This is a genomic window from Epilithonimonas sp. KH_059 (assembly GCF_057838485.1).
Map to the genome: position 1 here is coordinate 1,188,719 of NZ_CM174468.1, position 16,422 is coordinate 1,205,140.

Here is a 16,422-nt window from a genome sequence, read left to right on the forward strand (position 1 = left end):
TCCATGAAATCAATTATCACCCTTTTTTTAGCTTTCTTTTTAGTGCTCTCCTGCAGAGACGATGATTTTGGAGGGGGCGGCAGCGAACTTAAACCTGTAGATTTCAAAGTAAGCACGCATTACGATAGTTCCCTTAACAGTATTGCTTCTAAAGGAAGCACGGTGGTTTTAACCAACACAGGCACAGGAGACGTATACACGCAAACCAGCAGTGAGAATGGGGAGGCTAGCTTCACGCAAATCTTGCCGGGAACCTATAGCGTAGTGGCTTCCCAAACCCTAACTTCTGCGGAGTTCGCCACTTTATTTGGGTATGAACCTCAAGAGGAGCAGGTCCATTTCAACGCAGCGCAGGAAAATGTAACTGTGAACACCAATGTGAGCTCAACTGTATTAGAGCTTAAATCGGCCCGCGTCGGAAACCTTGTGATTAAGCAAATTTACTATGCAGGCTCGCACACCACCCAAGGGGCGATGTTCCGCGATCAATTTATTGAAATCTATAACAACTCGAACGAAGTCATTTATGCTGATGGACTTTATATAGGTCAGCTTTACGGCAAGACCAATCAGACCCCTTCGTCTTACACTCTTCCTAACGGACAATTTGACTGGTCAAAATCGCTTCAAATGAGTCTTGGAAGCAAAGCGAACACGGATTATGTCTATGCAGATTACGTACTACAGGTTCCCGGTACCGGAATTTCGTATCCCATTGAGCCCGGAGCAAGCTTTGTGATTGCCGCGACTGGGATTAACCATAAGGCGCCCTTAGTTGATAATCAAGGAGATCCTATGGAAGTCAGAAATCCAGACTTAACGATCGATTTAAGTACTTCCGAGTTCGAAGTATATCTTGGCGATTTTAGAACAAGCATTGGGGAAACGGTTTTCCGCTCCGACATCCAAAACCCTTCAGTCGCGGACATAAACATTGCATATTGGGGAATTCCTGGATACTATAGCAACAACAAGGATCTCTTAATGGACAGTTTAGGCCGAGATAGCTTTGTCCTTTTCCGAAGCACGGAATTCTCCACGTATTCAGCGTACACCGATCCGAGTGTAAGTAGTGTGACCGCCAACTCAAATTATTATAAACAAATCCCTAACAGCGATATCATTGACGGGGTAGAACTTCAGCATTACAATCCCAATTCGCAGCGCCCTAAAATGCTTAGCGCTTCCATCGATGCCGGATTCACCCATACGGATGCCGCATACAATTCCCAAAGTGTAATTCGAAAAGTAAAAACTGTTTTAGACAATGGTAGAAAAGTCCTTGAAGACACAAACAACAGTGCAAACGATTTCGTTAAACTAGAAAAAGCAAACCCGAAAGGATTTGCAAATTAAGATGAAGCCATTTTTCCTTTGTTTATTCACTTTCTCTTCCGCCTACGCTCTTGCGCAGGTGAAGGACACTCTACTCATACCCCAAAGTCCCCTGCACGAAAATTATTCTCAAGTACTCGAGCAGAATCCTTTGCAAGGCGCGAACTTAAAGCTATCCAACTATACGGAGACCACAATTTCACATAGTGTAATGGATGCCGGATTAAAAAGAGTGCAAACGCCTGAAAAAACAACCAAATATGGTTTTAATGCCAAGGGGATTTACAATGCAAATGAAAATCTAAGACTCTTTGCGAAATTCCAATATGAACATCTGCAAGAGAAAAACATGGGGTACAACCTAAGTTCTCGACGCACAGACAAGGACCTTGTTTTAAATGCAAATTATTTATTCGTTCCTAAGGTCTCAGATTGGGAGACGCAGAATTACGACCTTTCTGGAGGGGCAAGTTTTAAAGTTCAAAACCTCAGATTTGGAGCCGATGCCTTTTACACTGCTCAAAGTTCGTATCGCAAGTCCGATCCTAGACCGGCCGTTCTTTCAGCCGACTACGGGGCTACTCTACATGCGGGGTATCAATTCAATGCGCACTTAGTGACCCTTCATGCGGGCCTAGGCAGAACCACGGAAAACAATGAGGTCATGGCGGTAAACGAATACATTAATGCACCTGCTTATCCTGACACCTATGTTCGCTTTTCTAATGGGTATGGGAGATTAATTAATTTCTCTTCTTATTCTGATTTTCTTTACCAAACCGATCATTCTAATTTTGGGGCGGGGTATCAATTTTCTAGAGATGAGAGCCAACTGAATTTGAATTACAATTATCAGTACGATTTAGAAAAGATTTACGGAAAGGATGCAAACAGTCAAGTGTATTTAGATCCTGAACTTTTGCAAATGAAATACCGCACGAGGACTCATAAGTTCACAGGATCCTATCTCACGCACTGGAAAAAACAAAACATTCTTGCGCAGTTTGGTGCGCTTTCTAAAACCGGAGACAACTATAACAAAGTCGAAGGGGGACAAAACTACCGAATGACCTCGGATAAATTCTATCTCTATGTTCAAAGCACAGCGCAGAATAAAAAGGGACTTCAGTATGGATTTCGATTCAAAAATGATTTCCATTTCTTCCGTGCCCAAGATCTTTTGGGTACGACGGACAAAAGATCGGACAGTTGGACCCTTTCGCTAAGTGGCCTAAAAGAGCTCTATCAAAATGAGAAATCCACACTTAGTTTAGAGCTAGGCGTAAAGCAGTACCTATCGCTCGACAACACACTTCTTTATACGGCTACCTCCTCGAGTACTTTATTCTATGACCATGTCATTAAGCCTGATTCCCTTTATGATGGATTAAACAAAACAGGTGCTTTTTTAGAAATCTCCTTCTTAGGAAAACTTAAGAAATCCTCTCATTACAAGATTTTTGCTAATTTTGAAGGTCTATTTAAAAATGAGAACTCTGTAGAGCTAAATACTTTATTTACCCGGCCTCAAAGCACTGCGCAGTTCGGCCTTGTGATCTATTATTAACAACATGAAAATACTACTTCCTTTCCTTGCGATTTTCGCCCTTCTCTATTCCTTTTCCCCTCCCATGGAAAATGGACTACGAAGCGTGGATAGAGGAATCGATTTAAGAGCTCTTTATTCCAGTGGAGATCCCTCTACTTGGCCAGAACCCCATTTGTTTGAGGAGGCGCGCGAGGGTTTTAGGGACATTGGCCCCCTTCCTAAACCCAAATTCCCGAAAGACAATCCCTACAGCAAAGAGAAAGAAGAACTTGGAAAAACGCTTTTCTTTGACCCTAGACTTTCTGAGTCCGGCCAAATTTCGTGTGCCAGTTGCCACGATCCGGAACTGATGTGGGCGGACGCAAGAAGAGTCGCGTATGGCCACGATCGCCAACTAGGCATACGAAACACTCCTACGCTTGTAAACATTGCGTACGCCACTTCCTTATTCTGGGATGGGAGAGCAAAGGATTTAGAAGACCAAGTGAAATTCCCAATTGAAAATCCGGTGGAAATGAATATTCATTCCAAACTTGCCGTAAAACGAATAGCCAAAATAAAAGCGTACAGACCGCTTTTCGAAGAGGCTTTTGGCGAAGGGAAAATCACACAAGACAAAATAGACAAAGCCATTGCAACCTTTGAGAGGACTCTTTTAAGTCCAGCCACTCGTTTCGATCAATTTGTAAAAGGAAAAAAAGACGCCCTTAGTGATTCCGAAGTTCGAGGACTTCATCTCTTTAGAACCAAAGCCAACTGCATTAACTGCCACAATACTTCGTACTTTTCAGACCAAAGGTTCCACAATGTAGGACTTACCTATTTTGATCGCGAGTACGAAGATCTAGGACGCTACGAAATCAGCAAAAACAAGGAAGATGTGGGGAAATTCAAAACTGCGTCTCTTCGAGAAATCTCTCACACGGCCCCTTACATGCATAACGGATTATTTCCCGATATTCGTGGCGTATTAAATATGTACAACGCAGGAATGCCCAATGAGAAATGGAAAGAAAGCGGGCGGGGAATCTCACCGAAAAAATCCGGTATGCTAACCACGCTTAATCTTTCAGAAAGTGAACTTGTGGATCTTGAGAACTTCCTTAAGTCGCTGCACAGTTTACGCTACAAAATGAGAGCTCCTGAGCTTCCAAAATAATATAATTAGTCACAATAAATAATCAACAAATAAAGTTATGAAAAAATTAATCCTTCTTACCGGCCTGTTCTTAGCCTCTATTACTCTAAGTGCTCAAGTAGCGGGTATTGCCCCTGCAACCAAAGGTCAAGAATACGGTTCTGGCGTTACCGAAGCCCAAACCTTCGATGTATACAGTGCAGACAAACTTGTTCGCGAGATGTCAAGCAAAGACAAATTAGAAAACCTTGTGATCCGAGCGGAAGTAAGTGGAGTCTGTGAAAAGAAAGGATGCTGGTTAACCCTTGTTAATGACATGGACACACGCGTCTTTGTAAAAATGAAAGACTACGCATTTTTCCTTCCTCAAGACATTATGGGAAAAACCATTCTCTTAGATGCCGATGCGGAAAAGATGGTGACTTCTGTTAAAGAACTTAAGCACTACGCTCAGGATGCAGGAAAATCTGCTGCAGAGATTGCGAAAATCACGAAACCACAAACAGAGATTCGCGTGCTTGCTTCAGGCATCAAGGTTGTAAACTAAACGACACCTTTCTCTAGTCAATTTATAAGAGCTGTTTTTTAAAAAAGAAATCAGCTCTTTTTCGACACTATCCCAAAAAGTGTGTAAGTTGAAAAGTATTGGCTTGAGATTTATAATTTAAGCCTATCTTCAAATATAAGCATAAATTGATTGAGTACGATACCCCAATCTCTAATAGGCATTGTCCATTTTTTTGTTGCTTCTCTTAAGGCGAGGAAAACTGACTTTAAAACTGCATCATCCGTAGGAAAGGACATTTTATTTTTGGTGTATTTTCTTATTTTTCCATTGAGATTTTCGATTAAATTTGTGGTGTAAATGATTTTTCGGATTTCAACAGGGAATTCAAAAAACACGGTTAATTCATCCCAATTATCTCTCCAGGACTTAATTGCATAGGAATATTTAGATTCCCATTTTTCTGCAAAATCATTTAAAGCGGCTTCTGCGGCTTGTTTTGTGGGTGCGTTGTAGATATGTTTCATATCGGAAGTAAAGGCTTTCCTGTCCTTCCAAACCACATATTTGCAAGCATTTCTAATTTGATGAACTACGCAAATTTGAGTTTGCGATTGGGGGAACACACTGCGAATAGTCTGGGTGAATCCATTAAGGTTATCCGTTGCAGTGATAAGTATGTCTTCCACGCCACGTGCTTTCATATCGGTTAACACGCTCATCCAAAAACTGGAGCTTTCACTCTTCCCTAGCCACATTCCTAGAACTTCTTTCTTTCCGTCACGTCGCAGACCCACAGCAAGATAGATGGTTTTATTGATGACTTTAGAGTTCTCACGAACTTTAAAAACGATTCCATCCATCCAAACAATAAGGTATAAATCCTCTAAAGGTCGATTTTGCCAAGCGACAATTTCACTGGAAACAGCATTGGTGATCCTGGAGATTGTTGAGGTTGAGACATCAAAATCATACATGTCCTTGATTTGTTCTTCAATATCACTCACACTCATTCCTTTGGCGTAAAATGATATTATAATATTTTCTAAACCATCAATAATATTGTGCCTTTTGGGAACTATCATCGGCTCAAAAGTACTTTGTCGATCACGCGGAACTTTAATTTCATCTTCGCCAAAAGAGGTTTTTATCTTCTTACTCTGATGACCATTGCGATAGTTGCCGTCTTTCGTTTTCTGATGTTTATTAGTATCTAGATGGTCATCTAGTTCTGCTTCGAGCATATGTTCTACGGCTCGTTTGTGCATTGTTTTGAAGAACGAGGTAAGATCTTCGCTGTTCTTGAAGGATTTGTAAAAATCCTTGTTGTTTAATAATTCTTCTTTGTCAATCATAACTGTATAAAGTTTAAAAATAGTAAAAAGTTATTTCCGAAAAAGTTTTGAGTTTTTAAGGACTCAAAATTTTTCAGAATAACTTTTCAACTTACACAGTTAGTGAAACACTACCTCTTTTTCATTTGCCTCATACTTTGAAAAATAACAAAAGACCACTCAAAAGAATGGTCTTATAATAGTTGTAATACAGTTTCTACCTTCTAAAACTAGGTATTCCAAGAATGCACTTGTGATAGGCTGTCTTTTACATTCTTTGTACTGTGGAAATCCCCAGAAGCCCTAAGGCTCGCTGAATAACCTTTCCGGTTACAAAAGAAAGAGTTAAGCGTAAGTTCTTTTGCTCCTCCTCCCCATTTAAGATTGGAGTATTTTGGTAGAATGCGTTGTACGATTTTACGAGCTCGTACACATAATTAGCGACATGGGCTGGTGAAAGAGCATCCGCTGCTTTCCCTACCACCTCTTTATAATTGGAAAGTACTTGAATCAGTTCTTTCTCATACTCATTTAGTTCTCCAGAGAAAGAGATCTCTGCCGATTCCTCGAACTCTGCCTTACTAAGTAAGGACTGAATTCGGGCATAGGTGTACTGAATAAAAGGACCTGTGTTTCCGTTAAAATCAATACTTTCTTTTGGATTAAAAAGCATCTTCTTTTTAGGATCCACTTTCAACATGAAGTATTTTAAGGCTCCTAGGCCCACAGCCTTGTAGGAGGCCTCCTTCTGTTCTTCATTTAGAGATTCAAGCTTTCCTAATTCTTGAGCTTTCTCTTTGGCTGTAAGGTACATCTCCTCCATTAAATCGTCCGCATCTACAACCGTACCTTCTCTTGATTTCATTTTCCCTTCGGGAAGTTCCACCATCCCATAGGAAAGGTGATAGAGTTGATCGGCCCAAGAATAGCCTAATTTTCCTAATATTTTGAAAAGAACTTGAAAGTGATAGTCCTGTTCATTCCCAACAGTATAAATTAATTTATGAATAGGATTGTCTTTAAAACGCTGTACGGCGGTTCCTAAATCCTGAGTCATGTACACGGCGGTTCCGTCCGAGCGAAGAAGGAGTTTTTCATCTAATCCCTCAGAAGAAAGATCCACCCAAATGGATCCGTCCTCACGACGCGTAAAGACACCCTCATTGAGTCCTTTTTGAATGATATCCTTTCCTAATAGATACGTATTACTTTCATATTGGACCTGATCAAAATCAACTCCAAGGTTCTTATAGGTTTCTCCAAAGCCCTTGTAAACCCATGAATTCATGGTATTCCATAAATCACGAACCTCCGGACTTCCTTTCTCCCAGTCAAGCAGCATGCGCTGCGCCTTCTTAATAGAAGGAGCTTCTTTTTTCGCCTCGGCTTCCGAGAGTCCGGACTCCATTAATTCCTTTATTTCCTGCTTATACTTCTTATCAAAAGCAACATAGTAGTTTCCCACCAATTTGTCTCCCTTAAGTCCAGTGGACTCAGGGGTTTCGTTTAGTCCAGATTCCTGCCATGCAAGCATCGACTTACAAATATGGATTCCCCGATCATTTATAATTTGAGTTTTGACCACATTATATCCCGCTTCTTTCAAAATAGCCGCCACCGAAAACCCTAAAAGGTTGTTTCGGATGTGTCCTAAATGCAGAGGTTTGTTTGTGTTGGGAGAGGAATACTCCACCATCACAGTTTTCTCTTTCTGCTCAATTTGCCCGAGTCCACTTTGGGTGGCTAAAAGCTCTTTCAGAAAGAACTCATTTTTCAACTTCAAATTCAAAAACCCTTTCACCACATTAAAGTCGTGAACAAAATCTGTGTTGCCGGTAAGGGCTCCTCCCAATTCCAAACCAATTAAATCAGGACTCTTTTTCAGTAGTTTTACAAGAGGAAATATCACCACTGTGAAATCTCCCTCAAAATCCGTTTTGTTGTCTTGGACTTCAAGTGTGATGTCATTTATTTGATATAAATTCTGAATTAACTCAGAGAGTTTTTTCTGTAGTGTGGCTTTAATTGTCATTTCTAAGGGTTTGTTATGCAAATATACTGCAAAATAAAAAATCGACTCATGGTTTATGAGTCGATTTCGGCTAATTCATATTAGCCTCTCTAACTTGATTGAAAAAATTACAAGTTATGAAGCAGGAATATCCTGTGACATGGTTCGGTTTTTAATTGGGAAGGCATTTCAAAAAGGCCTTCACACTTAAGAGTTCGCTTTCTTTTAGCTTCGACTCTTTTACGCAACTAGAAAGTCCCTTTTTCCCTTCTGGGAAAAGACTCTCTAGCCCTTTGCCTTTCTTCGCAATTTCATAGAACGTATCTCCACTTTGGATGTAATACGTCGTAGAACTAGGTACAAAACGGCTTGGCAATTGAATTTCAAGGGGAGTGCTCGCTTGTTTGGCTTCTTTGAAATTGACTTTGTCTTTTCTATACAAAGTGTAAGTTGGCGTCTGCTCCACTAAGAACAAATACCCTAACACCTTCTTATTTCCATCCTCATAGGTCACCAAACGGGCCTTATCTCCCTTTCCTATCCAATTGATCTCCTCAAATTCTGGTTCTTTTTTGAGAACAAATACTTCCCCATCTTTGCTTACTTCGATCTCGTCTTTGTATGCATCGTAACGTACAGGCCACTGCCCTTCCACGCCTTTAATTTGCGCCTCTATGAATTTATCATTCAAATAGACCGACCCTTCCACTTCATTGTACTGGACAGATTTTTTAGAAAGGACGGAGCGAAGTCTATCGCTTTCAAAGGAGTCTCCACCTGAAGCCCAATTTTGAGCAAAGGATGCTACGTCGGAAACAAGACAGAAGAAGGTACATTAACCATAATATGAATCGCGTTCATATAAATCTTTGTCAGCGCCCTTCCAAAGCGACTTCACAAAAAAATATTTATCATATTTCGCCTTCTTAAATGAAACGAAAAATTCATTTGAAAAAAGCCAATCTCACCCTCAATTGCATTGCAAAAAACATGAAAAACCAGCTATATTTTGAATAAACCATATCATCGCTTGTCTCCAAAATGTAAATTAACGTGAGACAATCTTCACTTCGGATGGAAAACACTCAACTTCATGTTACAATAGCTCTCAAGTAGTTAAGTAAACAAGCGACTCGTCTCGCTTAGAAAAAGCATAAAAAAAACAGTGTAGATAAAATCTACACTGTCTTTTAAATCAAGAGTTGAAGAGTTAGATCCCCAATCTTTATAAAATATAATTTAGTTTTTGTCCCAAATTAATTTAGTATCCATTTTATCACCTCCAATTGCTGTAGATGCAGCTTTGTAGTTATCTACGTTCAAGGTCTGGATTACAGTAGGATAATACAATCTAGCAGGTAGATCTGTCAACCCATCGATAAGCGAAGTGAATGTATAAGTTGTTGCACCATCTTTTGGCACGTTAAGAGGCGCCGTTTCCCCTGGAAGAAGTAGAATACTGGTATTTGGATATCCAGTTCTTCTATATTCAGCCCAAGCTTCATACGGTTGCATAAATAACGCTACCCATTTTTGAGTAAGTACGGTTTCTTTTGAAGCTGCTGGCAAACCTGCAACAAATGTTGCAATATCAGCTGCTGGCACTTCCCACTTCTCCATAGAGGCGGTTACACCTTTCACATAGTTTGCTTGGCTAAATCCATTTAATTCAGAAAGTAAGAATTCTACTTCAGAGTACTCCATTAGGATCTCAGTATAGTCTTTCTTATAAATCTTATTTGAGAAGAAACTAGCTGTATTTGCTTGAGACGAAGAAAGAGATTGTGGCAAACCGTAAGGTTGTCCAATATATCTTGTTTTGTCTGACGCATCGATAGGGATTTGTCTAATTCCTTGCTCATCTGTTGGATCTGGTTCCATGTAAGCACCACCATTCAACAATGGAGTCTTAAGAGATCCCATTGGAGCTGCATAAGAGAACAATCTTGGGTCAAATCCGTAATTTCCAGTGTTTCCTTTAAGAACATCGATCATCGTTCTCGAAACTGAGAAGTCAGATCTTGTCATAAAATCACTATACATAGGGGAAGGATTCACAAGTGAATTCTCATACGTTACTCCTACGTTGTCGGCATTTGAAGTCATAACCCCAGCTGCAACAGCTTCGGCCATATGCGCTTCCGCTCCAGGCACTACACCTTTCACTCTCATACCCACTCTTAATCTTAGCGAGTTAGCAAACTTTTTCATTTTAGCTGCATCTCCAAAAAGAACATCTCCTCCTGTAAATACTTTACCAGGAACCGCCATTTCAGAGGCTTCTTTAAGTTCTTTTAAAATGTCAGCATACACTTTTGCTTGTGAAGCAAACACAGGCTTAAGAGTTTCCTCTACAGCTAGCGCTTGGAAATCTGGATCGTCCGAACCATAAGAATAGTAAGGAATATCTCCAAATGTATCTGCTAACTGAAGGAACACATACGAAAGCATGATTCTTGAAGCCGCAATCTGGTTTGCATTTGGACCGTAAGCACTTGTTGGACCTGCAGTCACAGGATCTGTATTTTGATCAATAACTTTCTTGTAGTTTGCAGCAGCAGTATACAAGTTTCTCCAAAGTGCATCTCCACTTGTAAGACGATATTGGTAACGGTCTTCCTCCGTATAATTCGTTTGAGCAGAATATTGAACCCATGGTAGGGTCACACGACCAGACTCAAATGAGTTTCTAGTTGCATCCGTGACCATCTTATTGGCCGCGTTAAATACACCATAACTTAACGGACTTTGAGTTAAGTTCGGGTTATCGTTGATTTCATCGAAATCTTGAGTACATCCGATAGAGACTACTCCGATGAGCGCCGTCGCAAGGATGGTTTTCGATAAGTTTAATATACTATTTTTCATCTTTTAATTAAAATTTAATGTTTACGTTTACCCCGTATTGTCTTGTAGATGGTAAAGACCCTCCTTCAAGACCTTGGATGTTACCTGAACCATAAGCAGTATTTTCAGGATCCATACCTTTCCATGCCAAATCCCATGCTAGAAGGTTTCTACCGAAAGCAGAAATTCTAATTCCTTCTACCGCAGAACCAAGAATTGATTTTGGCAAGTCATAAGATAAAGTAATGTCTCTTAACTTAATATAACTCGCGTCAAATACGTTAAGTGCATCCACTGTACTGTAGTACATACCACCCCAGGTTTCTGCAGCAATATTGGTTGTATTTTGAGTTCCATCTGCATGAACCCCATCCAATACGACTCCGGCCTCTCTATTTCCACCAAGTGCAGACTCTTCAAGCATTCCTGAATACATTCCCCACATATGTGAAGTAGAGAAGTACTTACCTCCTTTTTGCATATCAAATAGGAAAGAAAGTCTTACGTTTTTGTATTTAAGTGTATTTCTAAGACCCATGTTGTAATCTGCAAGTGTCGAACCTAAGTTTGTAATCGCAGAAGGAACATAACCGTTTCCATTGTTAGCAACAATCTTCTGTCCGTTTTCATGGTAAGTGAAATCAGTACCGTAGATCTGACCGTATGGCTGACCTTCCACAGCAAGAAGTCTTGCTCTAAACGGTGCATTGGTTAACTGAAGTGTTTTTGCATCTTCATGTAATTTCACAACCATGTTTTCGTTCTTCGCGAAGTTCCAGTTCATATCCCATTGGAAATCTGAAGTTTTCACTGGGGTTACCCAAGCCATTGCTTCAATCCCTTTGTTTGTCATCTGACCTGCATTAATCATCATTGAAGCGAATCCAGTGGATGGATCTACTGCTAATGGAAGGATACCGTCAGTAATGTCTACATGGTAATAGGTTACGTCAAATCCTAAACGATTTCTAAGGAAGTTCATTTCTAAACCGATTTCCTTAGTATCCTTAAGTTCTGGCTTAAGTAATGGATCGTTGAAACGAGTACCAAGTGAGTAACGTGGATCTCCGTTAAAGTTTGAACTTTGGTTCACGTAGTTTGCCAATTGGTACGGGTTTGTATCACTCGCAACATTCGCCCAACCTGCTCTTAATTTACCAAAAGATAACCATGGTGCGTTAATGAAGTTAGAGAACACCAAACTACCTGTTACAGAAGGATAGAATTGATCCTGAGAAACTGTAGAGAACCAGTCGTTTCTTGCAGTGGCTTCAAGGAAGAATGTATCTCTAAAGCCGAAAGAGGCAGAACCAAATACACTATTTACTCTCTTATGGAACTCGTAGTTATCCGCTTGTGGAGTTTCTACTGAGTTCGACAAGTTATAGTAGTTAGGAATAATTAATCCCCCAACTGTAGTTCCAGATAAATCCGTGTATTTTGATTCACGACGATTCACCCCTGCAAATGCGTTCAAGGTAATATCATCAGAAATTCTCGGATTCCAGTGTAATCTAGCTTCGTAGTTAAACTCAGAGTGATCTCTATTGAAAATAGAATAATCTGAAGTCGATTGTGATCCTACAGCTACTCTACTATCGTTATTCTGTGAGTAGATATCTGCATATACTTTTCCTACAATGTATAAATTGTCTCTCAAGTTGTAAGTTAAACCTACATTCCCGAAGAAACGATTTCTTTTGTCATTTGAAGTGTTTTCGTAAACTGTCCAGTAAGCATTGTCAGAGTACGCTGGCGTCCCATCATTCCATGCTGTTCTGTTCCAAGATCTTTGGTTACCGTTCGCTAATTTGTAATCTCTTAATTTTCCGAAATCAAGTTGTCTTTGACCCCACTGGAAGAATTTCTGAGCTACAGAGTTGTCCCCATATCCTTGCTCCGGTCTGTTGAAACCATGAGTCTGAACAAAGTTTAACACAGACTCTACTTTTACCTTATCATTTAACTGAGAATTGGCACTAATAGAGAAGTTATTTTTCGTTAGAGTAGAATTTGGAAGGATACCAGAGATATCTGTGTTGGTGTAGGAAAGTCTAATGTTTGAATTGTCAAACGATTTTGAAACAGCTACACTGTTTGTAAGAGTAATACCTGTTTTGAAGAAAGTGTCAATATCATTCTTTGGGGCTACCCATGGCACCTCTTTCATGTAGTCTGACGCAAACTCAGGATCGTATGCATACCAAGGAAGGTACATCAAATTTGGATCGTATTTCGGACCCCAGCTTTCATCCATTCCATAATCCGCGATGTTGTAAGTTTTACCTCCAACAGTAATCGTTTCGAATGTATCAGATAAACCACCTCCGTAATTTCTCTGTAACTCTGGATAAATGTAAATGCTTTCAAAGGAAACACCCGTGGTTAATTCAACACTTGTACGTCCTTTCTTCGCAGTTTTCGTTGTGTAAATAATCACCCCGTTGCTTGCTCTCGATCCGTAAAGTGCAGCCGCTGGACCACCTTTAAGTACCGTTACGGTTTCAATGTCATCCGGGTTAATGTCAAAAGCAGGATCTCCGTAGTCTCTACCCCCAGCTCCTCTTTGGGTATTCGTATCGTTTATGTTGGTGTTATCTAATGGAACACCGTCTACGATAATTAGAGGTCTGTTCTCACCCGTTAGGGAACTCACACCTCTCATGGTAATCCTTGTGGACCCTCCCATGGCAGAAGATGCGGTTACTTGAACCCCAGCTACGTTACCAGATAATGCACTTAGGGCATTATTTTGTCCAGCGTCAGAAATGTTTTCCCCAGAAATTTCCTGGGCTGCATAACCGATGGACTTTTTCTCCCTTTTAATACCGAGTGCCGTCACGACAACGCCCTCGATATCTGTGGTTCTAGTGGTATCAACCTGTGCATTCACAATAGCAAACGACGAAGTCAACACAACGGCTAGAACGCTTGTTGTAAGTTTCTTCATATCAAATTAAATTTTTTCAATAGACAAATGTGCAAAACTTTGTTAAATTGACCAAACGTTTAGTTAATAAATTCTTAATAAATTTTTATATTTGGGAAAAGATTTTCGCTTTAAATGCATTAAAACGAATACAAATTATGTTAATAAAAAAATTGACAAATAGCCTGATAGAAGCCGGTTGCGACGAAGTAGGTCGCGGCTGTTTGTCGGGACCGGTAGTCGCCGCAGCCGTCATATTAAAAGACGATTTTTTTCATGAATTAATAAACGACTCAAAAAAACTATCCGCAAAGTCCCGTCAGCAGATGGCTCTGTATATTAAACAGCATGCATGGGACTATGCAATTGCGGAGTTACCACCGGCCGTGATCGATGAGCATAACATCTTAAATGCAAGTATTAAGGCGATGCATTTCGCGATAGATGACTTAAAAGTAAGACCGGAGCATATTGTTGTAGATGGAAATCGATTTCATACCTACGGATCGATACCTCACACCTGCGTGGTCAAAGGGGACGCTAAAGTTCTCTCAGTGGCTTGCGCCTCTATATTAGCAAAAACCTATCGAGATGAACTCATGGGTAAACTTCATTCCGAGTTTCCACAGTACGGGTGGGATAAAAACATGGGATACGCAACCAAAGTACATCGCGAAGCCCTCAATCGATTTGGACCCACTCCCTATCATCGACAAAGTTTTCGACTCAAATACGACTAATATAAAAAACGAAAACAGGAAGCAAAAGCTTCCTGTTTTCATTTTTATTGGGCTAAACCTTACTTCTTATTCGAACGATTCGAGCTAGGTTTTCTTTGATTTTGTTGGGTTTTTTGCTGCTCTTGAGCCTGCTCCATCATTTCTCGCATACGCTTTTGGAACTTCCCTTCTTTCTTAGGTTGGGCTTTGTTCGCCTGAATCTGTGCATGGATTTTTTTCTCATCCAAGATCCAATATTTGATCACAAGGATAATGACAATGTTAATCGCATTGGAAACAAAATAATACCATGAAAGTCCTGAAGCCATCGTGTTTAAGAAGAACAAGAAGGTGATAGGGAAGATATACATTAAGACCTTCATATTAGGCATTCCTGGCGCAGTAGGCTGCTGCATGTTCCCAGCGGTAAGCATCGTGTACACTAAAATCACAGCCGTACATGCAATCGCAAATACGCTTAAATGGTCTCCAAGGATAGGAAGTGCAAACGGAAGTTGAATCAAATCGTCGTATGCGGTTAGGTCTTTTGCAAACCAGAAGCTTTCTCCTCTCAAGTCAATAAAGTTAGGGAAGAATCGAAAGAGTGCATAGAAAATAGGCACCTGAAGTAGCGCGGGTAAACAACCGGCCATTTGATTCACCCCGGCCTTTCGATAGACTGCCATCGTGGCCTGCTGACGCTTCATCGCATCAGCATCTTTGTATTGTTTATTTACCTCGTCGATTTCTGGACGAATGACTCGCATCATCGCACTAAGCTTATGCTGCTTGAACATCACGGGAGAGAGGATTAATTTCACAATAATGGTCATTAGGAAAATGACCCAACCTGCGGCAATTCCGAAGGACGAAATGAAGTTATACAAAGGCATGAAAAACCAACGGTTAATCGTTCCAATGAAAGACCATCCCAAAGGAAGGATTTCATCAAAATTCTTATCGTATGATTTCAAAAGGGGCAAGTCTAGGGGAAGGAAATACCAATTGAAATCTTGGTTTAACTCTCCTGCCGTCATTTGAACATCCCCTGAAAAGTTTAATTTCTTTAAATAGGGTCCTTCTTCAATCATATCCTGATTTCCAACAGATCCATTAAATCCATTCGAAGACTCAATAATAGAGGCGAAAAACTGCTGCTTCACTCCAATCCAGTTTAGGGTTTCTCCTTTTTCGTCTAAGCCTGTTCTCCCATCGTAATCGTAGGATTTATAATTATTAAATGCGTAAGAAAATTCGGAATGCGTTTGTTCTTGGCTACGTCCTTTCTCCACATTGATTACATTGTAGTCCCATTTAAAGGCAGCTTTGGAATCGTTTGAGATTTGGGAAAGACCTTTTGTTCTCACCTTGAAATCAAGCGTATAATTTGGATTTAATGTGTAAACAAATGAAATATTGGCTCCTGCACTTTGCGCCGTAAGGGTCAGTTGATTACCATTCTGACTAGGAGAAAAGAGTAAATCCTTTGTGTTGATGGTTTTCCCCGTTTTGTCCTTAAATTCAAATCCGTAAGAAGCACTGTTCTTTTCGACAATGACCAGGGGCAAATCTGCTTTGTCTGTTTTGGAATCGTACGCTTTGTAATTTTTAAGCTCTACTTTGGAAACTCCTCCCCCTAAAGTAGAAAATTCAAGTCGTAGCTCATCAGACTCCAAAGGGATGGACTGAACAGAAGCCTGCGTACTATCTGTAGGGGCCAAAATCGCAGCTTCAGCTGGCTTTACTGCCTCGACCTGCTGGGCGACTGCAGCCGCTTCTTGGGTTTTCACTTCGGCTTCTTTGTTTTGTTTGTTCTGAAAATAGAACATCGCCCCTAGCATAAGTGCTGAGAAGAGCATAAAACTAATTAACTGATTCTTGTCTAATCCGTTATTTTGTCGCATTCCTTATATCGTATTTGGTCTGTATCTAATTTAACTTCCTCCAAAACTATTCTTTAGCCTAGTGGAAATTTCAAGGTCACAAAATTACTGTTTTTTTTTGAAAGCCTCCTTTTAGTTTAGGCGAAAATCAGGCGAAGTAAAAAACGCCAAG

General features: G+C 40.3%; 11 protein-coding genes. 5 read left to right on the top strand and 6 right to left on the bottom strand.

Going from position 1 to position 16,422, the window contains the following annotated elements:
* Positions 1–3 precede the first annotated feature (3 nt).
* Genes AC3IRX_RS05565 through AC3IRX_RS05580 form a run of 4 tightly spaced genes read left to right on the top strand, consistent with a single transcriptional unit; the run spans position 4 to position 4,569 of the window.
* Positions 4–1,356, top strand: coding sequence for a DUF4876 domain-containing protein (locus AC3IRX_RS05565; RefSeq protein WP_489208798.1), 1,353 nt, complete (start codon positions 4–6; stop codon positions 1,354–1,356).
* Between the two features lies 1 nt (position 1,357).
* Positions 1,358–2,902 carry a DUF6850 family outer membrane beta-barrel protein gene (locus AC3IRX_RS05570; RefSeq protein ID WP_489208800.1) on the top strand — a complete coding sequence of 515 codons (1,545 nt, stop codon included), beginning with the start codon at positions 1,358–1,360 and terminating at the stop codon, positions 2,900–2,902.
* A gap of 4 nt (positions 2,903–2,906) precedes the next feature.
* Entirely contained in the window at positions 2,907–4,043 is a 1,137-nt protein-coding gene (locus tag AC3IRX_RS05575) for a cytochrome-c peroxidase (RefSeq protein ID WP_489208801.1), read from the top strand.
* A 37-nt stretch (positions 4,044–4,080) separates the two neighbouring features.
* Positions 4,081–4,569 (top strand): DUF4920 domain-containing protein, encoded by a 489-nt coding sequence (locus AC3IRX_RS05580; RefSeq protein ID WP_489208803.1) that lies wholly within the window; start codon positions 4,081–4,083, stop codon positions 4,567–4,569.
* 110 nt (positions 4,570–4,679) lie between these two features.
* Here AC3IRX_RS05580 and AC3IRX_RS05585 read toward each other — a convergent pair whose 3' ends face one another.
* From AC3IRX_RS05585 to AC3IRX_RS05605, 5 genes are all read right to left on the bottom strand, one after another.
* Entirely contained in the window at positions 4,680–5,882 is a 1,203-nt protein-coding gene (locus AC3IRX_RS05585; RefSeq protein WP_489208805.1) for an IS256 family transposase, read from the bottom strand.
* Between the two features lie 247 nt (positions 5,883–6,129).
* Positions 6,130–7,893 carry an arginine--tRNA ligase gene (gene argS / locus AC3IRX_RS05590; protein ID WP_489208807.1) on the bottom strand — a complete coding sequence of 588 codons (1,764 nt, stop codon included), beginning with the start codon at positions 7,891–7,893 and terminating at the stop codon, positions 6,130–6,132.
* Positions 7,894–8,044: 151 nt separating this feature from the next.
* Positions 8,045–8,581, bottom strand: a complete 537-nt coding sequence (locus AC3IRX_RS05595) for a hypothetical protein (RefSeq protein ID WP_489208809.1) — start codon at positions 8,579–8,581, stop codon at positions 8,045–8,047.
* A gap of 530 nt (positions 8,582–9,111) precedes the next feature.
* Positions 9,112–10,740 carry a SusD/RagB family nutrient-binding outer membrane lipoprotein gene (locus AC3IRX_RS05600; protein ID WP_489208811.1) on the bottom strand — a complete coding sequence of 543 codons (1,629 nt, stop codon included), beginning with the start codon at positions 10,738–10,740 and terminating at the stop codon, positions 9,112–9,114.
* A gap of 7 nt (positions 10,741–10,747) precedes the next feature.
* Positions 10,748–13,669 (bottom strand): SusC/RagA family TonB-linked outer membrane protein, encoded by a 2,922-nt coding sequence (locus tag AC3IRX_RS05605; protein WP_489208813.1) that lies wholly within the window; start codon positions 13,667–13,669, stop codon positions 10,748–10,750.
* 134 nt (positions 13,670–13,803) lie between these two features.
* Here AC3IRX_RS05605 and rnhB point away from each other — a divergent pair, with 134 nt between their 5' ends.
* Entirely contained in the window at positions 13,804–14,388 is a 585-nt protein-coding gene (gene rnhB, locus AC3IRX_RS05610; RefSeq protein WP_489211473.1) for a ribonuclease HII, read from the top strand.
* Positions 14,389–14,447: 59 nt separating this feature from the next.
* Here the strand turns inward: rnhB and yidC are convergent, their stop codons facing one another.
* Positions 14,448–16,271 carry a membrane protein insertase YidC gene (gene yidC, locus AC3IRX_RS05615; RefSeq protein ID WP_489208815.1) on the bottom strand — a complete coding sequence of 608 codons (1,824 nt, stop codon included), beginning with the start codon at positions 16,269–16,271 and terminating at the stop codon, positions 14,448–14,450.
* Positions 16,272–16,422 lie beyond the last annotated feature (151 nt).

Coding starts and splice junctions, on each gene's coding strand:
- AC3IRX_RS05565 (WP_489208798.1), top strand. CDS start 4: ATGAAATCAATTATCACCCTTTTTTTAGCTTTCTTTTTAGTGCTCTCC.
- AC3IRX_RS05570 (WP_489208800.1), top strand. CDS start 1,358: ATGAAGCCATTTTTCCTTTGTTTATTCACTTTCTCTTCCGCCTACGCT.
- AC3IRX_RS05575 (WP_489208801.1), top strand. CDS start 2,907: ATGAAAATACTACTTCCTTTCCTTGCGATTTTCGCCCTTCTCTATTCC.
- AC3IRX_RS05580 (WP_489208803.1), top strand. CDS start 4,081: ATGAAAAAATTAATCCTTCTTACCGGCCTGTTCTTAGCCTCTATTACT.
- AC3IRX_RS05585 (WP_489208805.1), bottom strand. CDS start 5,882: ATGATTGACAAAGAAGAATTATTAAACAACAAGGATTTTTACAAATCC.
- argS (WP_489208807.1), bottom strand. CDS start 7,893: ATGACAATTAAAGCCACACTACAGAAAAAACTCTCTGAGTTAATTCAG.
- AC3IRX_RS05600 (WP_489208811.1), bottom strand. CDS start 10,740: ATGAAAAATAGTATATTAAACTTATCGAAAACCATCCTTGCGACGGCG.
- AC3IRX_RS05605 (WP_489208813.1), bottom strand. CDS start 13,669: ATGAAGAAACTTACAACAAGCGTTCTAGCCGTTGTGTTGACTTCGTCG.
- yidC (WP_489208815.1), bottom strand. CDS start 16,271: ATGCGACAAAATAACGGATTAGACAAGAATCAGTTAATTAGTTTTATG.